The following is a 21,816-nucleotide window of genomic DNA, read 5'->3' on the forward strand; positions in this document are numbered from 1 at the left end:
CGTAAAGTTGATGCTCGGAACATCAACCGGAGCAGTCCCTATGAACAAGCGATCGGTCAATCCTGAAGCAGTCACACTCAATAACGGCGTTCAGATGCCGACGATAGGCTTGGGTGTTTTTCAGGCGTCGCCCGCCGAGACGGTCGGCGCCGTAGTCGCCGCGTTCGAAGAAGGTTATCGGCTTATCGACACCGCCAGTGCCTACCACAATGAAGACGGGGTTGGAGAAGGCATCCGCCAAAGCGGCGTTACACGTTCCGAGATCTTTGTCACGACCAAGTTGTGGCTGAGGGACTATGGCTACGACGAAACCCTTCGCGCATTCGACAAAAGCCTGTCGCGGCTGGGACTGGACTATCTGGATCTGTACCTGCTGCACTGGGCGACACGGGATTTTGACGCAACGGTTCAGTCCTTCGAGGCAGCCAAGCGCTTGCTCGCGGACGGTCGTGTTCGGGCCATCGGCGTGTGCAATCACACGATCGAGCACCTCGACGAGCTCATCGCTCGAACCGGATTCGTACCGGCGGTTAATCAGGTAGAACTGCACCCGTACTTATCTCAGCCGGATCTCTGCGTCAAGCACAAGGCGCTCGGCATTGTCACGGAGGCATGGGCACCAATCGGTGGCATTCATCGCTATACACCGGGATCGCCGGTCCCCGGCGGAACGGACCTCCTCGACCATCCGGTCATCAAGGAGGCGGCCCATGCAAACAACAAGACGGCAGCACAAGTCATCCTCCGCTGGCATCACCAGCACGGCGTGGTCGCCATTCCCAAGTCGGTCAAGGCAAGCCGAATCGCGGAAAACATCGACATATTTGATTTCCATCTGAGCGATGAGCAAATGGTCGCCATCGACGGGCTCAATGTCGGTGGCCGCGGTGGGCCTGATCCTTCGGACATCGATACGCATAGCTTCGCACAATTCGATTGACGCTACACACGAACCGCGTGACGCGCTCTGCGCAGACCAGAGCCTGACCTTTGCGCGTTGATCCACACCTTCTCATCGAGCCTATCGCATGAATACCACCACTGCTTTTGCCATCGCCATGTCCTTCGGCACAGGAAATCTTAGCCCCGACGACGTTGCTGCAGTGTCGCCGGCGTTGGACCACTACATCAAGCACACCATCGCTCAGGATCTATGGCATCGCCCGGGGCTTTCGGCGCGTGACCGAAGCCTGATCACCGTAACCGCCGTTATCACCCGGAATCAGACCGTCCTTCTTGACGAACAACTGCGCCTGGCGCTGGACAATGGCGTCAAGCCAGCTGAGCTGTCCGAGACCATCGCGCATCTGGCCTTCTACGCAGGGTTGGGCAATGCGTTGACCGCAACAAGCGTTGCCAGGCAGGTGTTCGCCGAGCGCCACATTGGCGCTGATCAGCTACCGACGGTTGATGTGATCAAGCTTCCTCTGGACGAAGAGGTCGAGGACGCGCGCGCCAAAGCTGTGGAGCAGATGACCGGGCCAGCCGCCCCCGGGCTGGTCCGAGATACCACCGACGTACTGTTCAGGGATTTGTGGCTCCGTCCCGATCTGCAGCCGCGCGACCGTAGTCTGGTGACGGTAGCCGCGCTGATTTCAGCTGGGCAGAGCGCCCAGATCCCGTATCACCTCAACCGGGCGATGGACAGCGGTCTGACGCGCGAGCAGGCGCAGGAAGTCATCAGTCACCTTGCCTACTACGCCGGCTGGCCCAACGCTTTCTCCGCCTCTGCGATCGCTAGAGATGTGTTTGACAGACGCGACGGCAAGAAGTGAACCTCAACCTGGAAAGGAAGCGAAGACCATGACTCGTTTCAATGACAAGGTGGCAATTATTTCTGGTGCCGGCACCGGCATCGGCGCCTCTGCCGCGCGGCTGTTTGCCAAAGAGGGTGCTAAGGTCGTTATCACGGGCGACAAGGAACACGAGATCCGCAAGCTGGCCGAGGATTTGTCCGCAGCGGGGTTAGCCGCTGTTCACTTCGTTCTCGACGCAACGTCTGAAGAGCAGTGGAGCGCAGCCGTGCGCTATGCGATCGACACCTTCGGCAAGATCAACGTTCTGGTCAACAATGCCGGCATCACGGGCGACCCGGGCGGTTGGTCGGAATCCTCTCTGGCCAATTTCCATCAGATCCTCGAAGTCAACCTGACGAGCCAGTACCTTGGCATGCAGGCGGTGCGGTCGGCAATCAAGGACCAAGGCGGCGGTTCGATCGTCAATGTTGGTTCGACCGCAGCCTACATTGCCTTTCCCAACACCAAGCCGGGATATACCGCATCGAAGGGAGGAGTCCGTCAGTTGACGAAATCAGCGGCGGTCGAATTTGCCCCGGACAACATCCGGGTGAATTCCGTACATCCGGGCGGCGTCGACACGCCAATGAACCGCTATCTGACGGAGGACGCCGAAGTGCTGAAAAGCGTCAACGCCAAAATACCGATGGGTCGCATGGCCCAGCCGGAAGAGATCGCGCGCGTGATCCTGTTCCTGGCGAGCGATGACGCCTCCTACATCACCGGCACCGATTTACTTGCCGACGGCGGTCTGACCGCCGTTTGAAACTCCCGTCCTCGGACGAGCCGTACCGCTTCGCACGCGATTCGTCTTCGACTTTCCGGTCGTGATGATCGCGTCTTCACGTTGACTACATCAAGCGCCACGAGATGAACACTCTCGGGGCAGCTTGCGCCCCTTGAAGGACCTGGACATGACCATTAATTCGACGATGCCGGACGGTAGCCGTCAGCGTCGCGATGATGCGGCGCCCGCCGCGTGGAGTGCCGTCTACGCGATGTCGCTGTGCAGCTTCGCCCTGGTCGCATCGGAATTCATGCCGGTCAGCCTGCTGAGCCCGATCGCCGCCGATCTCCATCTCACCGAAGGCCAGGCGGGTCAAACGATCGCAATATCCGGTTTGTTTGCCGTTCTCACCAGTCTGTCAATTTCGAAGCTGACCGCGCGGTTCGATCGGCGCTTCGTGCTGCTGGGGCTGGCTGCAATGCTGATTGTGTCAGGCACGATTGCGGCGCTTGCACCTTCGTTTGCCGTCCTGCTGATCGCAAGAGCGGCGGTCGGCGTTGCAATCGGCGGCTTCTGGTCGATGTCGGGAGCTATCGCAATGCGGCTGGTGCCGGCCAATTCGGTTGGCAAGGCGCTGGCCGTCCTCCAGGTGGGACCCGCGCTCGCATCGGCGCTCGCGGCGCCGCTCGGAAGCCTGATGGGCGGCGTAATTGGCTGGCGAGGCGCATTCTTCTCGATGGTGCCTATCGCGCTAGTTGCGCTCCTGTGGCAGCTGACCACGCTGCCTGCGATGCCGGCGCAAGTGCGGCAAGACAATGGCGGGCGGATGATCGCGTTGCTACGACGGATGCCAGTTCTTTTCGGTATGGCAAGCGTCGGAGTGTTGTTCGCCGGGCAGTTTGCCCTCTACACCTATATGCGACCGTTTCTTGAGCAGGTGACGCATCTTGGACTCGGCATGGTTTCTACCATGCTGCTCGTCGTCGGCCTTTCGGGTTTCCTCGGCACTTTGTTTATCGGTCGTTTTCTCGATCAGCGTCTGTACTCCACGCTTACCGTACTGCCCGCCATCATGGCGGCAGTCGCGTTCGCGCTTGCCGCATTTGGCAACTCAGTCGCAATCGTGGCGGTGTTGCTGGTTTTCTGGGGCTTCGCGGCCACTACGGCACCGGTCGGCTGGTGGGCGTGGCTGACGCGCGCCGCGCCCGACGACGCGGAAGCCGGCGGGGGAATGATGGTGGCGGTCGCCCAGATCGCAATTACGCTGGGCGCCACCGTCGGCGGCATTGCGTTCGATAACCTCGGCGCGGTACCCGAGTTCACCATCAGCGGTGCAATTCTGGTGCTGGCCACCGCAGCGGCCTTTGGCATCGGCCGAATCGCGCAGCGTGCTGGGGCTGGCAACGCAGCTACCTGAGCGATGTTGAGCGATAGGAGATTCGACGCATGAATACCTGTTTGAGCCGGCGCAGATTCATGACGACAGGCTCTGCGATAGCGGCATTGTCAGGCCTGTCATTGTCACCTGCCGCAGCGCTTGCGGCGGCGATTGGTGGTTCACGCCTCGATCCGACCGACATGCAGGTCCTGTTTGCTGATCTTCAAGCCTCGACTGTGGCGCAGTCCGCGACGACGCCGGCGTTTAGCCTCTCCCGTGCCGCAGGCGCGTTGGCGAAGGTTGCATCCATTGTGCAAATGCCGAGCACCTTCAGTGTCGTTGCAGAGAATGATGCGCCGCCCGTCCTTATACCGGAACTACGTCCATTCGCCACAGCAGAGAACACGATCCAGCGAACGCCGGTGAATCCATTCCATGATCGCCGGACTGTCGAGGCGCTTGCGCGCTCGGGAAGGAAGACGCTCGTGATTGCGGGCTTCGCCATGGAGATTGTCGTAGCGCAATCCGTACTCGATGCGATCGAAGAGGGCTACACCGTCTTTCACGTTGTCGATGCGAGCGGTGGCTTGTCCCGGGGCGGCGAAGACGCGGCGCTGGAGATGATGGCACGCGCCGGGTCGACCCCAACGTCCGTAGTGGGCCTGGTCACCCGATTGGTCAATGACTTCGAAGGCCCGACTGGCAAACAGGTCTGGGCTGCGGTGCAGCTGCTTTCTATGCGCTGATGCGAATGGTTTGCGAAGACTAATGAGAGGTGAATGCTCATGGTCCATTCCTGCGTTAGGTTTCGCTCATGATCGAATAGAAGTGTCTATTCATGAGCCGGCGCTCAGACCTCGTTCTCTGTTCAGAAAAGAAGGAACACTATGGACCGCATCCAGGCAATGCAGGTTTTTATCCGTGTGGTCGATGCAAACAGTTTTTCCCGCGCCGCAGAACAGCTTGTAATGCCGCGTGCGACGATGACGACGTCAATCCAGAATCTTGAGCGCAAACTTGGGGTCCGGCTGATTAACCGGACGACACGGCGCCTATCGCTCACGCCGGAGGGCGCCGCGTACTACGAGCACTGTATGCGCATCATCAAGGACATTGAGGAGACGGACGCCAGCTTCCACGCTGGGAACCGCAGCCCGAGCGGGACGCTGCGTGTCCATATGCCAACCTCGCTTGCCCGTCATCTCGTTATCCCCGCGTTGCGGGATTTCCATGCGCGCTATCCGGAAATTTCCTTGGACCTTGCAATCTCGGACCGGCCGGTTGATCCAGTCGAGGAAGGCATCGACTGCATGATCCGCGCTGGAGCGCTTGAAGACTCTTCAATGATTGCACGTCGGATCGGGACGTTGAAGCGTGTCACATGTGCATCACCCGATTATCTGAGCCGATACGGCAAACCGCAAACCATCGATGAACTCTTGGGACACCAGGCAGTTAACATCCGCAGCGCAGGTGGCACAAAGCCGATGCCATGGACCGTTATCGTCGATGGCAAGCCGGTCGAGGTAAGGATGAAAGGGGTTCTCACGGTCAACGATTCAGAGGCGTATGTCAAGTGCGGCCTCGAGGGCTTCGGGCTGATTCAGCCAATGCTGTTTATGGTTGCCCCACACTTGCGCGACGGGTCGTTAGCAGAGGTCTTGCAAGGATTTGAACTGCGACCCAAGCCGGTCTCTATCGTTTTCCCGAACAGACATCTGTCTGCGAAGGCACGAGTGTTCGCCGATTGGACGGCCGAGCTCTTCGCAGCAACGCCAGCGCTCGCATGCAAAAAAGAGCGTCCAGTTCCTTCTGTTACCTCGCCCTACAAGTCGTGGCGGTCATACTCAACAGACTTGCGCGAAGCGCATTCGCCAAGCCTGACTGGAAGCCATCGCGATCGTCGTTCAACATCAAGTGTCGACCAGTAGGCCAACGCGTTCCTTCAAGAAGCGTAGCGCACCTTCGCCTCTTGGGAGGACATTATCAAATCATCGAAGCAAAGCGAGCGCCATACGGCTTCAGGAGTTCTCACGCGACTTCCATCATTTTCGCTGGGCCGGTAGACATATAGTAGCTAAGGCCGCGTTTGCTGCTATCGGCGAACTCGGCTTGGCGCGCTGCCGGCCGCGACGCTCGCGCCCGGCGTAAAGTCGCTGAAGTCCGTTCCGGCGACGACTGCTATCGGCCCGAATTTCGCCGTCTGAATGTCCATTCAGTGTCGGCATCGGATGACTCGAATTGGCCGGCAAGCGACCGCTCGCCGACCATCGTGTCATCAAACTTCTGTCTGCTCCGCCATCTCGAGGGCATCGTCGACTTCAATGCCGAGGTAGCGCACTATACTTTCCAACTTGGAATGTCCGAGCAGCAGTTGCACCGCCCGCAGGTACTTGGTCCGCCGGTAGATCAGCGAGGCCTTCGTGCGGCGCATGGTATGGGTGCCGTACGCCGTATCGTCGAGTCCGATGGAGGCGATCCACCGATGAACCACTCGGGCATACTGACGTGTCGACATATGCGGCGACGCATGCAATCGGCTTGGGAATAGATAGTCGCTAGGCTTCAATTCCCGCGCCATAATCCATGCCTCGAGGCTCTGACGAGTCTGCTCCGTGATCTCGAACTGAACCGGTCGTTGCGTCTTCAGCTGCATTACCATTGCCTGTGATCCGACGTGGGCCCCTTGGCAAACGTCTTGCACCTGCAGCCGCGTCAGATCGCATGCTCGAAGTTTGCTATCGATCGCGAGATTGAACATAGCCAGCTCGCGAATGTTCGAAGACATCTGGAGCCGGGTGAATCGCCCAGATTTCCGGAAGCTTCAACGGCGGCTTCTGACCGGTGAGCTTGCCCTTGTTCCACGGCACACGGTTGCCGGCGCGACCATTCTGCGTTTCCATGATGATCTCCTTCCAATTGAAGGGAGATCCAGTGTGCAGTCTGGCGGTGGTAGCAGTGGTCGCTGCTCGACCCTGAACCGCCGCTTGAGCCGCCAGAGCTTCGACGGCAGCTATCGAAGTGATCCGGTCATCCGCGGCGGCGCCTCATGGGTAGCACACGGTTTATTGCAGAAATCCTGCGTTAGCAGCGCTTCCTCAGCGGCCTCATGATCTTGAACGGATGCTCCGCCAGAAATGCCGATGCCCCCAACCAGAGGCCGACGCGCTCATGGGCGGCTACAGCGCAGCGCGCAAGATCGTTGATGACCTGTTCAGCCACGAGGGGCGCTGAATCCTGATCGATCCGCCGTGCAGGTGGACCGGTTGAGACCGGCGCGCCCGCAACGCCGGGGTCGGGCCTTCGCAAGGGTGCTCCGCATGCACATCGATCCGACGTTGTGGCCAGTCATCACGTCCGGCTGTTCCCACATATTGGGGAAACTCCTGGATAACTCGGATTCATGGCGCACATTTAACAAAGTTAGAATGAAGCCTCTAGATTGATCGGCGAGGCGTCGCGCAGCGAAGGTTTGCGCACGCTGGCATGCCGACGATCGGCCGCAGTGGCAGCGGCTACGCCTGTTGGTGAGCACCTGGAGCCAATTCGTGAGCAGTCCTGAAAAGCAATCATTTGCCACAGCTGCAGCCTGTACGGCTGCGTTCCCCATTCTGGCCGGCCATCTGGTTGCCGGTTTCAGCGAACTTGCGCGGTTGAACCTCTCGATGCACGCAGCGGTTCTCGCGGTTGCGCAGAACAGGCACGAGAGCTTGCTGCGGTCGCAGAGCCCGGACACGCTTGCCGGGAATCAGGCCGGCACGATGCCGCCGTTTGCTGCTCAATTCGTTGAGCACACCAGCGCCATGATGGACATGACGCTACAGACGTCGGCCGCGCTGAACCGGCTTTTCCTTGATGGCTATGTTGAAGCGGTCCGGCACGCGACAGCGACAGTCGCTGCAATCGCCACGAGCCTGAAGGTCACCGACGCCGTGGTGAAATCGCCCGGTCTTGATCCCGCTGATACGCGTTGCGCCGTTACAGCGCAGCCCGCCGCTGCCCTGCAGGACAGCATGCGCAAGCATGCGGATTCGGGCGAGAGCGTGTCGGCGACAGGCCGCAAGCGCCGAAGCCCGTCACGCTAACCAGTCAGACGTCCAGATAGTCGTTTCCCGGCGGATCGCCGCCGGAAATGGACTTCTTTTCAACATCCCAACGCCAGGGAATGCCATGCTGAGCCCCCACGAACTTGCCACGCTGATGCTGGTGAAGGATGCACCTGAGCGGATGGAGATGGGCCGTCTGGAGCTCGGCGCGCTTCGGGAACTCGAGCTGATTGCGCTTGAGCTACCCGATGCGGGGCTGCCGATGCCCCGCGTGACCCCGCGAGGCGACGCTGTCCTGCGCGCGATTGCACGGGCACGCTGAGCGCAGGCACGTTGCCGATGGCCTGTCATCGGAGCGGACTATATTCACGATGCGCACCGCCCGAAGCTTTAGGCGGCGATCCTGGGATCACTGGGGAGGCTGACGTGGACATAACCTGGCTGGGTATGACTGCCGGCACGATCGTGCTTGTTATCGCAGTGGTTGGTGTGACTGCGCACTACTTCCGTGAGCGGCGTCGTGCTGACCTGCTACGCAATCTCGATCACCATGAATGGTGGCAACAGAGCCGTTCACGGCGCTGAATGTCGTCGGAGCCTGCAAGGTGCAACTGCCCTCCAGGCGGCACCAATACTGGAAGCAGGTAAGTGCAAACAGGAACGAACAAGCCAGACACGACAACGGGGAATCTAGCGTGAGTGACGAATTTGCGGAAAAGGATCTGGCGCATATCAGGCACGTGCTAAGTCATCTCGAGCACTCGGCCGACAGCGTTCGCGCTATCGAAACAGGGGCGATGGTCAATCTGAGCTACTGGCGGGACAGGGTCCGTGCCATTCTGGCCATGCCCTTGCTGCCCATGCACATCGAGAAACAGGCCAAGGATCTGCTCGCCCGTCTGGATCGAATTGAGAAGCACGGCCCCTGCTCCGCCGCTGGTGGCGCCGCCGCATCGTTGTTCCCGGTGCATTGAGAGGACGGTGGGCAGTCGCAATGACGGCCACGCCTCCATGCGATATCGAGCCCGCTGTCCTCGTGACTGGCTCGCCCAGGCAGGCGGACCTCTTCCTGCTGGGAGTCCTGTTTGGTGCGCACGAAAATTCGATCCCCGTCCCGTACGTGCTGCACTGGGTGAAGTTGTTGCACGCGAGGGGCGACGACTTTGCATCCCACGCCGCGACGTGCCATTACTGGCTTTACGAACACCATCGGGGCTACACACCTGAGCGGCTCCATGCGAATTGAGGATGCGAATCCTTTTCATGAAGCCGCCACGATGGTCTGTCAGGGATTACCGTCGCTTTTGTGACTGGACGGTGCGCTGCGATTGCGCAACAGCCTGCACCTGACGAACCGGGCTTTTGCCTGCGCGGCAAAATCATGCAGCTCGTGGCGCATGTACCACGGCCACCATGCGAGATGATAGAAATGCAGACAGCCACTACGCGCCCCATGGCACCACCTGTGCGGCACGCCGTCAGTGGGGAAGTCCGCAAGCGTGCGGTAGCCCAGACAGCAGACACCGATCGACATCCAGGCAATGGCGACGACGAGCGTCGGAACGGAAAGTGCGCAGGCGATGACGAAGATGCCAAGCGGCACACAGATTTCGAACGACGAACGGGCTTTCATAACTTTTTCTCCCCGTCAAAACAGTGCGCCCAATGCGTCTGCGTCTCGCCACCGACTGATGCGCACGCGTGGCTTCGCCATACCGGTGAAGGCCCGGCCAGTCAGTGGCTCCAGCGTCCCTGAGCGCCGTTTCGATTTGTCTTAAGAACTATAGTACGTGCAGCGAAACCTGGAATCATGAAAGAACGAGCCACCGTTGTGTGCTGGCAACTTGGAAGGGTCCTTCTCGTCGAACGCGGTCGGGCAAGATGGTCGCTGCCCGGCGCCACGATCCGGCAGGGCGAGTCTCCAGCAGATGCGGCCCGGCGCGAACTCAGCGAAGAAACGACGCTTGAGGGCCAGGAACTGGGCTACCTGTTCCAGTTCGGAGGCCTGAACAAACGGCATCACGTCTTTTTCTCTGTGTTGCCTGAAGCGGCGCGACCCGTGCCGAACAATGAAATCCAGCGATGCCGATGGTTTCGTCCCGGGAAAGTGGCCACGCTCATCACCAGCGTGCCGACGCGCGAGATCATCAACCTGCTGTTCAGTCATGAGGTGACAGCGTCCGGGCTCGCTTCCGCGTAGACAGCCTGGCGAACCATCGGCATCCTGGGCTTGAACGGTGTGGCGCCAGATGATCGGCGCGAGGCCGTCACGTTGTGGCCAGCATCATGTGCCTTTCGAGGTGTTCGCTGGCTCGGGCGACGATCTCGACGCGGGTCGTGGCGAGCTGGCGATCGTACTCGTTCACCACGGTCGTGAGTGCACTGATCAACGACTCAGGAATTTTCCATTCTCCCGTTCTATCCGCCTCGGCGACTACCTCACCGAGATTTCGCTCGACGCTGTCAATGTCGTGGATATCGAGCCTGCCGAATCCGGCGCGGGTGATGTAGCCGGTGATGAAAACGATCTGGGACATGTGACTGAACAGTGACCGGCGCGCCTCGCCGTTGCGCAGTCGCTCTAGAGCGATTCGCGTGCGCAGCGCAAGACTGGACGCGTCGCGTTGGGACATGGGAAGGAGCAGTGCTTTCGAAAGTGCCCTTGAAGAGGGCTGGCGAAGGGAGCGAGGCTTGGTATTGCTGGACATGTCCGGGTCTCCGCGCGTGAAGTCTGAACCCGCCCGTTCCTGGCGTTTTCCCCGGGGAACATGGAGGTCGCTCAAATGAACGACGGGGGCCCAGTATTCCGGCGCATTGTCGGCAGCAGGAGCTTAAGGGATGCTTAAGCGATGCGCGTCGACAATGAGGGCGTTTCACGGGAGGTCGCACCATGCGCCTGCTGCTGGTGGAGGACGACGGGATGCTCGCTTGGCCCGTGGTAGAGGCGATGCGGTGCGCGGGCTATGTCACCGATTGGGTGCGTGACCGGCACGAGGCGGATTTGGCGCTTCGACACGGAGCGTTCGACCTGATTGTGCTCGACCTGAGTTTGTCCGGAGACGAGGGGCTCGACCTGTTGAACCATTCCCGGCGACGTGGCGGCCGCGCCCTGGTGATCATCCTGACGGCTTGGGACGCGGTGGAAAGCCGTATTGGCGCACTCGACGCGGGCGTCGATGATTACCTGATCAAGCCCTTCGACCTTGATGAACTCGCAGCGCGTGTACGGGTGCTGTTGCGTCGTCGAACCGGGCAGGCAGCGCGAGTTTGCGCGCACGATGGTCTTGTGCTGAATCACGCTTCTCACGAGGTGACGCTGTATGGAGAGGCGCTCGACCTGGTGCCCCGTGAATTCAGTCTGCTCGGGGCGCTCATCGAAGACCCAGAACGGGTTTTCACCCATCGTGAACTTCTGGGAAAGGTCTACGGCCCGGACGACGAAATCGACAGCAATGCAATTGAAGTCCATGTACATCGCCTGCGGCAGAAGATCGGCGCAGAGCGGATCGTGACGGTGCGCGGCGTCGGCTATCGTCTGAGGAAGCTCATATGACGCAGGGATGGGATAACCGGCAACAGCGCCGGTGAAGGCGCCGCAGCATCAAACTCGAGAACTTGCATGACCAGTGTTGCGCGTGGCCGCGCCGTTACATTTGACGCGTAAATCGTTACCGTTCCTGCTGTGCCCCCGCAGCCTGCGGAAATATCGAGCGGGACTCACTCGCAGGCCACGCACGCGGCTCACTTCGATTTCGGTGGCCGGCCCGTCTTGACTGGTTCCACCGCCTTGACGGCAGCGAGCAGGCGTTTCGTCGGCTCAGATGCCAGCAGAAGCAGCCCTGCGCGGATGAGCTCGCTCTTTTTCACGGACACGCCCGCATCGAGGCACCGCTGCTTGAGTATCGTGAGCTGTTCGTAATCGTCCCTGGGCATCGTGAAGGTGTCGCGTACGACCTTGTCCTGTTTGACATGTTCCCTGCGGTGTCGGGGAGCGTCGTCAGCAGGCGTGGTCTTTCGGCTCTGTGGCTTCGGCGCCGCCTGTGGAGACTTCGCAGTCTTACCGCTGGCCACGGCCTCGCTGGTGCCTTCGCCCGGCGAAGCATGTGGCCGCTTGCCGCTTCTGTCCCTGGTAGCCTGTGTTTTCATGGGTTTTTCAGGTTTGACAAACCGTACAAACAGTTTATCGTCAAATTGGTAAGGGAGGAGTTTTCTATGCCAGACAAGCACATTTCCAGCCAGTTCGATGCTGACCTGGAACACCTGTCGTCGAGATTTTTCGAGATGGGTGGGCTGGTTGAGTCCCAATTGACCGATGCGATGGAAGCGCTCAGCCGCTTCGACATGGATCTGGTCGAGAAGGTGATTAATGCGGAGCATCGACTCAATGCGATGGAAGTCGAGATCGATGCTGAGTGCAGCAACGTCATCGCGCGGCGCCAGCCCATCGCGACCGACCTGCGTCGACTGTTGGCCTTCTCCAAAGGGATCAGCAATCTCGAGCGCGCAGGCGATGAAGCACGCAAGATCGCAAAGCGGGCGAGCCGTATCGCGAATGACACTGCGGGCAGGAACATGAATATCGCGGAAATCCGGTCATCCGGTCAGATGGCGGGAACCATCTTCCATAACGCGCTCGCTGCATTCGCGCGGCTCGACACGGTTGAGGCGGCGCGGATCATGCGTGAGGATGAGGCAATCGATGAGGAGTACCGTGCATTTGTGCGCAAGCTGCCAGGATACATGGCAGAGAATCCCCGCATCATCTCTTCTGCGCTTGACTACGTGTCCATTGCGTCGGCCATCGAACGGATTGGTGACCATGCGAAGAACCTGGCAGAGCTCGTCATTTATGTTGTCAAGGGCAAGGATGTTCGCCATATTTCGCGCGACCGGCTTGAGCGCGAGGCCCTGGATGACTGAGAGCGACGGTTGCGTGTGCGGCGCGCGGAAATAGGCGTCGTGTCGCTACGCATCCGGGACCCGAGGGTACCGTCGGCTAATGTCCGCTTTGTGCTTCATGGCAAGACTTCCGAGTGGTGCGTTCGGCGGGAGTCGACCCGAAGCGGTCCTCCGATGCACGTTGGTGCCAACGACTCATCTCGAATGTACCTCGGCCATTCGTTCGGGCAGCAATTGCCGGCGCGAGCTAACGAGACGGAAACAGCTTTGGTGGGCGACCGTGGCGGGTAACAGACGTACGCTTCTTTTTCTCTCGACTCAGCACTCAGCTTGCCGCTGCGTGAGCCACTTGTTGATAGCTGGCAAAGCAATCTCCTGGCCTCGTGGGAAAGCGCATCAGCTGACAGCGGTCTGCAGGGCGACGCGGAGCTGATCAAGCGTATAGGGCTTGCGTAACGCGGTCCACTTGAACGCAAAAGTGCGATTCTCGGGAACAGGATTTCCCGAAGCGAAAATGATCCCGATTCCCGGACGGATAGCGAATGCGCGTTGGGCCAATTCGAACCCGGAAATGTGGGGCATGACAACGTCGGTGATCAGAACATCAAATCGGTCCGTCGTGAGCGCATCAAGCGCCGCCGCCGCGCTTGCCGCGCGTTCGGGCTCGACTCCGATCAACGCCAGCAGCTCGCAGGTAGCGTCCAGCGACGCAACATCGTCTTCGACAACAAGTACGCGCGTCCCTTCCGGGTTCCATTCTCCCCGGGGTGCGTCGTGGACAAGGCTGTCCGCCTCATTTTCCGGTGTTTCGCTGTCGCTGCTCCCAAGGACCTGCCGCACTTTAGCAGCGAGCTGATGACGGCTGTACGGCTTGCTCAGCAGTTCCACACCAGGGTCGAGCCGGCCACCATGGACGATCGCGTTATGGGTGTAGCCCGACGTATAGAGTACCTTCAGCCCGGGCGCCATCCGGACCGCCCTCCGGGCCATTTCCGTGCTGCGCAACGCACCTGGCATCACCACGTCCGTAAAGAGCAGATCAATATGGATGCCGCTCGCGACGACGGCCAGCGCCTGCTCTGCATTGCTCGCCTTGAGCACCGCATAACCAAGACCAGCAAGAAGTTCGACGACTGTCGACTGAACCTTCGGATCGTCTTCCACGACAAGGACAGTCTCGCTCCCGTGCTTCACTTCCCCCGTGCTGCCCGGATTGATTTCCACCGCCGTTTCGGTAGAGCGGGGCAGATAGATCCTGACGGACGTTCCGTGGCCGATCTCGCTGTAGAGCCGGATATGGCCTCCACTCTGCTTGACGAAGCCGTAAGCCATGCTCAGGCCAAGCCCTGTACCACGACCTTCCGGCTTGGTGCTGAAGAACGGGTCAAATGCCCGCTCCATTACTTCCAGGCTCATACCTGTCCCATTGTCTGTGACGGCGAGCATCACATACTGTCCAGCGGCAACGTCGGGAAGTGTAGACACATACTCGTCGTCGAGCGTTGCATTCGAGAGTTCAAGCGTGAGCTTGCCACCGTGTGGCATCGCATCGCGCGCATTGATCGCCAGGTTGAGGATCACGTTTTCGAACTGGTGGGGGTCGACCATGACGTTCCAGAGCCCGCCCGTGACCACGGACTCGATCTCGATCGTCTCCCCCAGGGCCCGGCGCAGGAGTTCATCCATCGCGTGGAGTCGGCGTGCCGGGTTGATGACGATGGGTGCCAGAGGCTGCTGACGGCCAAACGCTAGTAGCTGTGAAGCGAGTTTCGCACCGCGTTCCACCGCGTCGACAGCGTTGCCAAGCCGAGCGGCGGCCCAGGCGTCACGGCCATACCGGCTTTCGAGCAGCTCCAGATTGCCACGCAAAACCTGCAGCACGTTGTTGAAATCGTGTGCCACCCCGCCTGTAAGTTTTCCCAGGGCCTCCATTTTCTGCGCCTGGAACAAGGCCTTTTGCGTCTGCTCCAGCACTTCGGCTGCGCGCCGTCGTTCGGTAACATCCCGCGTGATCTTGGCGAATCCGACAAGCTCGCCATCTTCCCTGATGGCATCGATCACAACGTGCGCCCAGAAGTGGCTTCCGTCCCGCCGAACGCGCCAGCCCTCCGCCTCAAAGCGTCCCTCGCGTCTCGCCGTCTCGAGGCCCCTGAAGGGCACACCAGCTGCGACGTCTTCGGGTGTGTAAAACCGGGAAAAGTGCGAACCGATGATCTCCTTTTCGGTATACCCCTTGATCCGCCGGGCGCCGGAGTTCCAGCTCGTGATGTGCCCATCGGGCGAGAGCATGAAGATGGCGTAATCACTGACGCCCTGAACCAGAAGTCGGAAACTCCGCTCGCTTGCAAGTACAGCCTCGTGAGCGGCCTTCTTGTCACTCATGTCCTGGACCACCTTGCCGAAACCGACGAATTTGCCTTTGCCGTCGCGTAGCGCTGTCATGACCACATGCGCCCAGAACGTGGTGCCGTCCTTTCGCACCCGCCAACCCTCGGAGACATGACGCCCGGCATCCAGCGCGGCGCGGAGCGCCGCTGCAGGTGCACCGGAGGTGCGTTCAGCCTCGGGGTAAAAAAGGGAAAACGGCCGTCCGATGATTTCTTCGGGTCGATAGCCCTGAATGCGTTCACCGCCCGGGTTCCACGTCAGGATCGTGCCGTCAGGCGAGACGGCGAAGATCGAGTAATCTTCGGTCGAGCCAGCCCACAGTCGGAGCCAGGCGAAGCCGAAATCCTCGGACGGAAAGGGAGCGTCGTTCATATGTTCGTGTGTGTTGGCGTCTGAGCCGGGCGCGGCTGCCAGGGCGTGGCAGTGTCAGCAGCAATTCTCAGGCCAGCACAGGCTACAAGATCTGTTGGTGTCGAATGCCGTCCGGGCCGTGCGGTCGGCAGGCTCGCACTCAGTCTGCCGACCGCGCCAAGGCTTGCGCATTCTGTCGATGCGTCTCCAAGGCACTCTGCTGCGTCGCCGGCAGTCGAATGAGAGCGTCCGCGGGGCAATACGCTGACACCCACGAATTGTTTCGCGCTCATCGTGTGCATGGGTGGCTCGTCACCGGAGAAGAGATCCCCTGGTCGGTCGATCAGGCTTGGGTGCACAAAGCGAATGACCATATCAATGCGGCAACATGGCGCCTAGTTGATCAGGCTTGCCGGGTGCAATCCTTGGAGCGTGCTGGTCTTGACGCCATGGAAGGTTCCCGACTGCTCGAAAACATGTGGGACGCGTTGATTACGATGTATCTGCACCGGTGTGCGATCAAGCAACGGCTTCGGCCGGAGGACACCAGGAATCCTGCCGCCTTCGACACCTACGTGGTCGCGCGTGAGCTCCTGATGGAGCGACTCGCACTGCGAGTGCTTAAGCGCGCCTTGCGCGTTGCCCGGTAAGCGGTCGCCGACTGTCTACACGTTAGCTAATGAATGAACCGCTCTGCGTGTGAAGGGGAATGGCCGCGTCGCGATCATGAGCTGCCAATCGAAGACAGCATCCCGCTGGCCGTTCGTGGCCGAAAATGCCACTTCCCCGAACCTGCAGTTCGACGAGCCGGGCAAGGCGACAAACACATCGGCCCGCAAGGCAATCTAACCCGTGATCAGCGATCAGGCATCGCCGAATTTCTTGGTCACGATCTCCGGAGTACGGATACTCAGGGAAGCAGACGTGAAACGCTGGCGAAAGCCCGCTCATGCCCCGGAGATTTCCTAAGGGCTGCCGAGCGCCTGCTTGGCTTTTGCGATGGCCAGCTGGGCGTTTAGTCCGCTCGCCTGTGCCGTCAGGAGTGTCGTTTGCATGTTGGTCATCGCGATGTTGGTTTGTTCTTCGGGATCGAGCGCGTTTCCTTTGGCCACCGCCTGAGCCGCGGCAAGATTGTTCTGAGCGTTGACCAGGGCCAGTTGGCCGGTCGGGCCAGCGGCCAGCGCATTGGCTTTGGCGGTGGCGAGGTTGGCCTGGGCGGTGGCGAAGGCCGTCTGGGCCGTGTCTTTCGCCGTGGCGGTCGCGGTTGTCGCGGTCGCCCTTGCCTGGGTCAGTGCGATTTCAGCATTGACCTGCGCCGTTTGGGCCTGCGTTGCCGCGAGCTTGGCCTGCGCGATCTGTGGGGGCATTCCCGCGATCTGCGTCGCAGTGCTCGCGGTCTGTCCCACCGCCGCAGCGGCTACAGCCGTCTTTTCGGCGATCTCGATCGAAGTCGGGTTACCGTTGGTGTCGAGGCTGATCGCGGCCAACTCGGATTTGAATGTGCGCCCGGTCATGGGAACGACGTACATCTGCCCGACCTGCAGTACCCGAGCGTCGGGCTGGACTGGCAGGCTCTGGGTCTTGTCGAGCACCTGGCCGGGGGTGAGGGTTGCAGGGCAAGGGGCTCCGGTGCACACCATCAGACGCCCCAGTCCCGCCACTCGCACCGGCACGCCAACCGTGATGTCACCGGTAGCTGGAGGAGGCGTAGTGGTCCAGTTGCCTTGAGTGTCCGCCGGCCTGTAGAGAGCCACCGAAACGGTGGAGGTATCCACCTTGATAGGTTGCTGACCTTTGAACGCCGCTGGCCCCTTCGGCGTGTCGACGTACCAGTCCACCCAATTCTGCGCGACCGCCCCGTCCATCGGGAAGGCGTTGTCAGTTTTAAGCACGTCACCGCTCAGCGGCCATACGACGGTCTGCACGTTCTGTACGATCTTCAGGTTCGAGGTCAGGTCGGCCTGATCCTTGGTTTGCGTGGCTGTCTTGGTGATGAGGTCACTGGCGGCGATCTTCAGGGCATCCTTTTGCGCCGGGTCGGTCTGCATGGCCGTGACGAGCTGGGTCACACGGGTAGTCGCATTGGTGACCGCCTGATTGTCGGCGTCGACAACGTCGCTGAGGGAGGGCGACTTGGGCTTCCCGGTTCCTGTATGGATGTTGAGCTTGTCCAGCGCCGCACGCACCTCGGGCTTGCAATCGAAATAAGGCTTTGCAGCGAGCCCGGCCCCTTCAACGACCCTCGCGGCAATCTGCGCCGCCGTGGTGACCAGCCCGGTAATCACGGCGCCGGTCTGATCCGCAGACTGAGCATTCAGGCTTGTGCTAACACCGTCGGCACCCAGGCCCGCCGTGATGTCGCTCGTGGCCCAGATGCCGTCCGAGTACAGGACGTATTGATTCTTCGGATCGAGCGCCTTGCCCTGAGCAACCGCGACCGTGACTTTGACATCCATGGTCTTCGTGCAATCGAGCACCTGCCGGGTGATGGTCAGGGTGTACTGCGTCATGGGGAGGTTCCATGGCACGCCCTTCGGCGCGGCGGCAGTCGGATCCAGCCTCGTCACCTTGATGCTGGGGGCGCAGCCCGCGACGGCTGCCCCGATCGCCATTACGAGGAGCACAAATCGTTTCTTCATGAGAAGTTCCTCAATCTTTTGACTCACGCCGGCGTCGTCGAGCGCCGTCCGCTACGGCGCCCCATACCCATCAACGCGCGTGCTGCGAGTTGCCCCTGCGACACGCTGCCGCCATTCACGACCTGGAGCCCCTGCTTGTTGTGGTACTGCGCGTAGCCGCCCGGTCGCGCACTGAACGGTGAGAGCGGCAGGCGGCAGAAGTTGGTCGCCGTTGATTCGCCGTTCAGTCCGAAGTAGCGTTTGGTGACGAAATTCGAGACGCTCACCGTGCCGATCGTGTAGGTGTCCGTCTCGGTGGGGTCGCACACTTCCATTTCGAATAGGGCGTCCGGGCCAGCGAGGTTTGTGGGATCAGGCCCGGGGGCGCGCCCTGTGGTTTGCGGGTCGACCAGCAATTCCAGGATCTCGTGCGACAGGGTCACCGACCAGTCCTGCTTGCGCAGAGCGCACGCGTCCAGGTAGACGAAACCGTACGGAACACCAGGGGAGTTGCTGGCGTGGTAGCCGAGCAGGTCATCGACGCCACCATAAGGGTCTTGCGCCTCGTTGCCCAGGTAGATAATCGCATCGTGCGAGGCGTCGATCTGGTCCGCCGACAGCGGAAGCGTCACCTGTTGAGAGGACAGTTTCGTGGTGATGCCCCATTCGCGACCGAAATCGCGGTTGATCTGAATCTGGATCGCATCCAAAGCCGCGGTAAGTTGGCTGCTCGTGACCGTGGAAAGATTGGCGATAACGAGACTCGCCGGAGCCGGGCCCCCTGGTTGCACAGCCTGAGGTTGTGCCAGCGCGGCACCGGCATTGGCCTGGGCGAGCGCCGCAGCCGCAGTTGCCCCCAACGGAAAGATCGTCTTCAGCTGATTGAACGCGTAGGGCAGGAATAGTGCCGACCCAATGAGAAAGAAGACCCACACGGCCTTCAGCAGGGACGCGATGTCGTCAGCCTTGTCACCGAGAGCCAGGTTAAGCACCACGTTTCCCGTAGCCCAGAAGAACGACGTGACGACGATCGCGCCGAGGGCGCCGGTGACCCGGCTGTAACTGGTGGCATCGGTCGCGCTTCCGTCGGGGGCCTTTTCCTTAAGCACATCGCCGAGGCTCGCACTGAAAGGCACGGTGAACAGGAAAACAGCGACCGGCAGGTTGAAGGTCACGAAGGCGAGGACCGAAACCAACGATAGGTTCATTGACGCTCTCCTGGTTGTAGCCTGCTTTCAATTCGTAACCCTTCTGCGCCATTGGGCGCCGCGTCGTGCGTTCGATGCGATTGGCCGGGCCGCCCCATGCGAAGCCTTGAAGGCAAGAGACAGCCATAGCCACGAACGGAATCATCAGCGACAGCACGATTAACGACGTGCCTCCTCCGGCAAAGCCACGACCAGCTAGTTGTTGGCCCGGAAGTCCGAAGGGGCAGCGCGCCGTAGTCGGTTGCGAAGCACCTGCTCCAATAGCAGCCTTGAGCGAGTCGGCTTATTCGTTTGGTCTACTGAATTTATCGAAGGGGAAGCACGGCAGGTACTTCTCCAGAAAATATGGCCGTTGCATCGCGCAGTACGTGGGGAAGCGAACATTTGACGCGTTTCTTTTTCTCAAGTCCTCAGGATTATGCTTAATGCATTTTTTCGGGGCGCTTGAACCGGCTAGTCTTGCGAAACGTAAGTAGATGAGTCGCAAACCAGTGACCAGATATTGTTTGGGGCGGTTTTTGATCAGCGTAAGCAGCCATCGGGCGCTTCTGCTCGACTTCTTGTGACATCGCAACGTCACGAGGCGGCATGTTCGTGATTCTCATGAAAGTGCTGGTGGGACAATTGCTTATCTATGCGCCTCTTCCGGTTTGGAATGAACTGCGCGTAGCGGTCGGTATGACAGTGATCGACGAGCAGGATAGCCCATCACAGTCACGCATCGTCGTAATTTGCCGTATCTACGATAAAGATTTCACGCAGATCGCACGCTGTGGTGTTGCTTCAAGCCACGGCACGACGGATGAGCAATGCCTGGATGGTCGAACAACATTCAAGTGATGTTGCGAGGCTGTCTGGCTGGCTTGAGATGTAAGCCTGCCCTCAAAATGATGCCTTTGTGGGATGAACAAGTGACCGCTACTGGGCCGACTCCTGCCCGACGCCGTCGGCCGAAGCCGACCCACAGCAGCCGGTCGTGCAGTCGCGGCCCAAGGGCAGCTTGCGGAGCGGTCCGGTCATCCAGACCACCGTTTAGAGACAGCAGTTCTGCCGGGCCTTCCGACGCTCGCCGCCGTATGTTGACGGCTATTCAACGTTCTGGACCGGCTGCCCACCAGGCGATCGAGCTGAGCGGCAGTTACCAGTTTGATCAATGAAGCGCTTTCGACGCCGAGGCCCGATCACTGCGCGCGAGGCGATGCTGCAAAAGATCCTAGCGTCTGCTCGCACAGTTTCGAACACTCGCCTCCGGCACGAACGAAGGCGCCGCAATCCAACGCACAATTGGCTCCTAGCCCTCAACTCATGTCAGTTGCCATGGCCTCGACGCCCTTTGGCATTTAAGGATTCCGATAACCCGTCAGGCGCGCCCAGGCAGGAGAACTAGGTCGGTCGCTTCCTCAGCATCTTTGAGGAGCATCTTGCGCGGCGCGCCCATCTGCGCACGCATGGTTAGCCCACGCGCTAAATCCGTGACTTGGGTTGCGCGCGCGGCGACGGGAAAGTCAGGTGGGATTTCTCCGGCACTGATCCCGTCCCGAAAACGACGTTCCACCAGCGCCGCGCCGCCCGCGACCGCACTCTGCAGGAATTGCTGAACCTCAGCGTCGTTTACGAGCGGGGCGACGCATATCATAAGGCAGCCTCGGGCAGACCCTTTCTCGGTCGCACTTTCGACGGCGTACCTCAGAAAGCCCAAGATCGAGTCGCGAAGACCCTGTGGTGAGAGGAGTGCCTTGGCGGCCGATGCGCCCTTCCGTTCTGCGTACGCCTTGAGGACGCGCAAGAATATCGCCCGCTTGTCCCCAAAGACGGCATACAGGCTCGGCCGTCCCACACCCATCCCGGTGACGAGATCGTCAATCGTCACTCCGTCGTAGCCTTTCGACCAGAACACCTGAATCGCCTTTTCCAGCGCCCCCGTTTCGTCGAAGCTGCGCGGTCGACCTACTGGCCTAGCGGTATTTTGAATCATTTAGTTCAAAACTCCTTGACAGTTCCCTTCACGCCAATTTATAACCGAATAGTTCTAAATTATCAAACTGATGTTGGCGTTGCTGGGCCTTATGACTCGACCATCACCCTTTAACACGGAGACGCCCGTGGAACATTCAATCGCGCTCGTCACCGGCACCACCTCAGGGGTCGGTTATGAGGCAGCCCGCTTGCTCGCCACCAACGGCTACCGCCAAGTCTTCATCACCGGGCGCAGCTTGGCCCGGGTTCAAGAAACCGCCGCTCAGCTCGCGGCTCAGACCAAGAAACAGGTATTTTCGCCGCTGGAGCTGGAGCTGGACGAGCCGACCAGCGTTCAATCCGCCCTCGCCGAGCTCGAAAAGCGAGGTCAGCCGATTGATTTTCTGCTGCTCAATGCCGGAATGGTCCCAGGTAAGCAGCGGGTGATC

Annotated in this window: 22 protein-coding genes and 1 pseudogene; 15 read left to right on the forward strand and 8 right to left on the reverse strand. The window is 60.3% G+C overall.

Annotated elements, in window-relative coordinates; genetic code table 11:
• Positions 1 to 40 precede the first annotated feature (40 nt).
• From AB4Y42_RS11420 to AB4Y42_RS11445, 6 genes are all read left to right on the forward strand, one after another.
• Positions 41 to 940: an aldo/keto reductase gene (locus tag AB4Y42_RS11420; RefSeq protein ID WP_368694195.1), complete on the forward strand. Its 900-nt coding sequence runs from the start codon at positions 41 to 43 to the stop codon at positions 938 to 940.
• Between the two features lie 88 nt (positions 941 to 1,028).
• Positions 1,029 to 1,775, forward strand: a complete 747-nt coding sequence (locus tag AB4Y42_RS11425; protein WP_368694196.1) for a carboxymuconolactone decarboxylase family protein — start codon at positions 1,029 to 1,031, stop codon at positions 1,773 to 1,775.
• Positions 1,776 to 1,803: 28 nt separating this feature from the next.
• Entirely contained in the window at positions 1,804 to 2,562 is a 759-nt protein-coding gene (locus AB4Y42_RS11430; RefSeq protein ID WP_368694197.1) for an SDR family NAD(P)-dependent oxidoreductase, read from the forward strand.
• Between the two features lie 148 nt (positions 2,563 to 2,710).
• Positions 2,711 to 3,940: an MFS transporter gene (locus AB4Y42_RS11435; RefSeq protein WP_368694198.1), complete on the forward strand. Its 1,230-nt coding sequence runs from the start codon at positions 2,711 to 2,713 to the stop codon at positions 3,938 to 3,940.
• A gap of 29 nt (positions 3,941 to 3,969) precedes the next feature.
• Positions 3,970 to 4,647: an isochorismatase family protein gene (locus tag AB4Y42_RS11440; RefSeq protein WP_368694199.1), complete on the forward strand. Its 678-nt coding sequence runs from the start codon at positions 3,970 to 3,972 to the stop codon at positions 4,645 to 4,647.
• Positions 4,648 to 4,788: 141 nt separating this feature from the next.
• Positions 4,789 to 5,832, forward strand: a complete 1,044-nt coding sequence (locus AB4Y42_RS11445) for a LysR substrate-binding domain-containing protein (protein ID WP_368694200.1) — start codon at positions 4,789 to 4,791, stop codon at positions 5,830 to 5,832.
• 347 nt (positions 5,833 to 6,179) lie between these two features.
• Here the strand turns inward: AB4Y42_RS11445 and AB4Y42_RS11450 are convergent.
• Positions 6,180 to 6,804, reverse strand: a pseudogene (locus AB4Y42_RS11450) (tyrosine-type recombinase/integrase).
• A 645-nt stretch (positions 6,805 to 7,449) separates the two neighbouring features.
• Here AB4Y42_RS11450 and AB4Y42_RS11455 point away from each other — a divergent pair.
• From AB4Y42_RS11455 to AB4Y42_RS11465, 3 genes are all read left to right on the forward strand, one after another.
• A complete protein-coding gene (locus AB4Y42_RS11455; protein ID WP_368694201.1) occupies positions 7,450 to 7,986 on the forward strand; it encodes a phasin family protein in 537 nt (178 codons plus the stop codon).
• A gap of 85 nt (positions 7,987 to 8,071) precedes the next feature.
• Positions 8,072 to 8,269: a hypothetical protein gene (locus AB4Y42_RS11460; protein ID WP_368694202.1), complete on the forward strand. Its 198-nt coding sequence runs from the start codon at positions 8,072 to 8,074 to the stop codon at positions 8,267 to 8,269.
• A 373-nt stretch (positions 8,270 to 8,642) separates the two neighbouring features.
• The gene (locus AB4Y42_RS11465; RefSeq protein ID WP_368694203.1) at positions 8,643 to 8,921 is read left to right on the forward strand and encodes a hypothetical protein; all 279 of its coding nucleotides are present in this window, start codon (positions 8,643 to 8,645) and stop codon (positions 8,919 to 8,921) included.
• 311 nt (positions 8,922 to 9,232) lie between these two features.
• On the opposite strand, the gene AB4Y42_RS11470 is transcribed toward AB4Y42_RS11465, so the two are convergent.
• The gene (locus AB4Y42_RS11470) at positions 9,233 to 9,580 is read right to left on the reverse strand and encodes a hypothetical protein (protein WP_368694204.1); all 348 of its coding nucleotides are present in this window, start codon (positions 9,578 to 9,580) and stop codon (positions 9,233 to 9,235) included.
• Positions 9,581 to 9,757: 177 nt separating this feature from the next.
• On the opposite strand from AB4Y42_RS11470, the gene AB4Y42_RS11475 reads away from it, so the two are divergent.
• The gene (locus AB4Y42_RS11475; RefSeq protein WP_368694205.1) at positions 9,758 to 10,147 is read left to right on the forward strand and encodes an NUDIX hydrolase; all 390 of its coding nucleotides are present in this window, start codon (positions 9,758 to 9,760) and stop codon (positions 10,145 to 10,147) included.
• Positions 10,148 to 10,214: 67 nt separating this feature from the next.
• Here AB4Y42_RS11475 and AB4Y42_RS11480 read toward each other — a convergent pair whose 3' ends face one another.
• Positions 10,215 to 10,655, reverse strand: coding sequence for a hypothetical protein (locus tag AB4Y42_RS11480; protein WP_368694206.1), 441 nt, complete (start codon positions 10,653 to 10,655; stop codon positions 10,215 to 10,217).
• A 182-nt stretch (positions 10,656 to 10,837) separates the two neighbouring features.
• On the opposite strand from AB4Y42_RS11480, the gene AB4Y42_RS11485 reads away from it, so the two are divergent.
• On the forward strand, positions 10,838 to 11,500 hold the full coding sequence (locus tag AB4Y42_RS11485; RefSeq protein ID WP_368694207.1) for a winged helix-turn-helix domain-containing protein: 663 nt from the start codon (positions 10,838 to 10,840) through the stop codon (positions 11,498 to 11,500).
• A 188-nt stretch (positions 11,501 to 11,688) separates the two neighbouring features.
• On the opposite strand, the gene AB4Y42_RS11490 is transcribed toward AB4Y42_RS11485, so the two are convergent.
• Entirely contained in the window at positions 11,689 to 12,093 is a 405-nt protein-coding gene (locus tag AB4Y42_RS11490; RefSeq protein ID WP_368694208.1) for a hypothetical protein, read from the reverse strand.
• Between the two features lie 66 nt (positions 12,094 to 12,159).
• On the opposite strand from AB4Y42_RS11490, the gene phoU reads away from it, so the two are divergent.
• On the forward strand, positions 12,160 to 12,867 hold the full coding sequence (phoU, locus tag AB4Y42_RS11495; RefSeq protein WP_368694209.1) for a phosphate signaling complex protein PhoU: 708 nt from the start codon (positions 12,160 to 12,162) through the stop codon (positions 12,865 to 12,867).
• A gap of 375 nt (positions 12,868 to 13,242) precedes the next feature.
• On the opposite strand, the gene AB4Y42_RS11500 is transcribed toward phoU, so the two are convergent.
• On the reverse strand, positions 13,243 to 15,606 hold the full coding sequence (locus AB4Y42_RS11500; protein ID WP_368694210.1) for a PAS domain S-box protein: 2,364 nt from the start codon (positions 15,604 to 15,606) through the stop codon (positions 13,243 to 13,245).
• A 218-nt stretch (positions 15,607 to 15,824) separates the two neighbouring features.
• On the opposite strand from AB4Y42_RS11500, the gene AB4Y42_RS11505 reads away from it, so the two are divergent.
• Entirely contained in the window at positions 15,825 to 16,235 is a 411-nt protein-coding gene (locus AB4Y42_RS11505) for a hypothetical protein (protein ID WP_368694211.1), read from the forward strand.
• 315 nt (positions 16,236 to 16,550) lie between these two features.
• Here AB4Y42_RS11505 and AB4Y42_RS11510 read toward each other — a convergent pair whose 3' ends face one another.
• Positions 16,551 to 18,224, reverse strand: coding sequence for a hypothetical protein (locus AB4Y42_RS11510; protein ID WP_368694212.1), 1,674 nt, complete (start codon positions 18,222 to 18,224; stop codon positions 16,551 to 16,553).
• Positions 18,225 to 18,247: 23 nt separating this feature from the next.
• The gene (locus tag AB4Y42_RS11515) at positions 18,248 to 19,411 is read right to left on the reverse strand and encodes a hypothetical protein (protein WP_368694213.1); all 1,164 of its coding nucleotides are present in this window, start codon (positions 19,409 to 19,411) and stop codon (positions 18,248 to 18,250) included.
• Positions 19,412 to 19,999: 588 nt separating this feature from the next.
• Between AB4Y42_RS11515 and AB4Y42_RS11520 the strand changes: the two genes are divergently transcribed.
• Entirely contained in the window at positions 20,000 to 20,251 is a 252-nt protein-coding gene (locus AB4Y42_RS11520) for a hypothetical protein (RefSeq protein ID WP_368694214.1), read from the forward strand.
• Positions 20,252 to 20,771: 520 nt separating this feature from the next.
• Here AB4Y42_RS11520 and AB4Y42_RS11525 read toward each other — a convergent pair.
• Positions 20,772 to 21,386 (reverse strand): TetR/AcrR family transcriptional regulator, encoded by a 615-nt coding sequence (locus tag AB4Y42_RS11525; RefSeq protein WP_368694215.1) that lies wholly within the window; start codon positions 21,384 to 21,386, stop codon positions 20,772 to 20,774.
• 127 nt (positions 21,387 to 21,513) lie between these two features.
• Here AB4Y42_RS11525 and AB4Y42_RS11530 point away from each other — a divergent pair.
• Positions 21,514 to 21,816: SDR family NAD(P)-dependent oxidoreductase (locus tag AB4Y42_RS11530; RefSeq protein ID WP_368694216.1), on the forward strand; the 303-nt coding region annotated here is incomplete at its 3' end.

The sequence above is a fragment of the Paraburkholderia sp. EG286B genome, from assembly GCF_040965655.1.
Taxonomy (GTDB): Bacteria; Pseudomonadota; Gammaproteobacteria; order Burkholderiales; family Burkholderiaceae; genus Paraburkholderia.

Bases quoted from the DNA above. Each gene is read 5' to 3' on its own strand.
- AB4Y42_RS11505 (WP_368694211.1), top strand. From the start codon at position 15,825: ATGAGAGCGTCCGCGGGGCAATACGCTGACACCCACGAATTGTTTCGC.
- AB4Y42_RS11475 (WP_368694205.1), top strand. From the start codon at position 9,758: ATGAAAGAACGAGCCACCGTTGTGTGCTGGCAACTTGGAAGGGTCCTT.
- AB4Y42_RS11490 (WP_368694208.1), bottom strand. From the start codon at position 12,093: ATGAAAACACAGGCTACCAGGGACAGAAGCGGCAAGCGGCCACATGCT.
- AB4Y42_RS11470 (WP_368694204.1), bottom strand. From the start codon at position 9,580: ATGAAAGCCCGTTCGTCGTTCGAAATCTGTGTGCCGCTTGGCATCTTC.
- AB4Y42_RS11515 (WP_368694213.1), bottom strand. From the start codon at position 19,411: ATGAACCTATCGTTGGTTTCGGTCCTCGCCTTCGTGACCTTCAACCTG.
- AB4Y42_RS11460 (WP_368694202.1), top strand. From the start codon at position 8,072: ATGCTGAGCCCCCACGAACTTGCCACGCTGATGCTGGTGAAGGATGCA.
- AB4Y42_RS11525 (WP_368694215.1), bottom strand. From the start codon at position 21,386: ATGATTCAAAATACCGCTAGGCCAGTAGGTCGACCGCGCAGCTTCGAC.
- AB4Y42_RS11520 (WP_368694214.1), top strand. From the start codon at position 20,000: ATGTTCGTGATTCTCATGAAAGTGCTGGTGGGACAATTGCTTATCTAT.
- AB4Y42_RS11440 (WP_368694199.1), top strand. From the start codon at position 3,970: ATGAATACCTGTTTGAGCCGGCGCAGATTCATGACGACAGGCTCTGCG.
- AB4Y42_RS11485 (WP_368694207.1), top strand. From the start codon at position 10,838: ATGCGCCTGCTGCTGGTGGAGGACGACGGGATGCTCGCTTGGCCCGTG.
- AB4Y42_RS11480 (WP_368694206.1), bottom strand. From the start codon at position 10,655: ATGTCCAGCAATACCAAGCCTCGCTCCCTTCGCCAGCCCTCTTCAAGG.
- AB4Y42_RS11425 (WP_368694196.1), top strand. From the start codon at position 1,029: ATGAATACCACCACTGCTTTTGCCATCGCCATGTCCTTCGGCACAGGA.
- AB4Y42_RS11420 (WP_368694195.1), top strand. From the start codon at position 41: ATGAACAAGCGATCGGTCAATCCTGAAGCAGTCACACTCAATAACGGC.
- phoU (WP_368694209.1), top strand. From the start codon at position 12,160: ATGCCAGACAAGCACATTTCCAGCCAGTTCGATGCTGACCTGGAACAC.
- AB4Y42_RS11435 (WP_368694198.1), top strand. From the start codon at position 2,711: ATGACCATTAATTCGACGATGCCGGACGGTAGCCGTCAGCGTCGCGAT.
- AB4Y42_RS11445 (WP_368694200.1), top strand. From the start codon at position 4,789: ATGGACCGCATCCAGGCAATGCAGGTTTTTATCCGTGTGGTCGATGCA.
- AB4Y42_RS11430 (WP_368694197.1), top strand. From the start codon at position 1,804: ATGACTCGTTTCAATGACAAGGTGGCAATTATTTCTGGTGCCGGCACC.
- AB4Y42_RS11510 (WP_368694212.1), bottom strand. From the start codon at position 18,224: ATGAAGAAACGATTTGTGCTCCTCGTAATGGCGATCGGGGCAGCCGTC.
- AB4Y42_RS11500 (WP_368694210.1), bottom strand. From the start codon at position 15,606: ATGAACGACGCTCCCTTTCCGTCCGAGGATTTCGGCTTCGCCTGGCTC.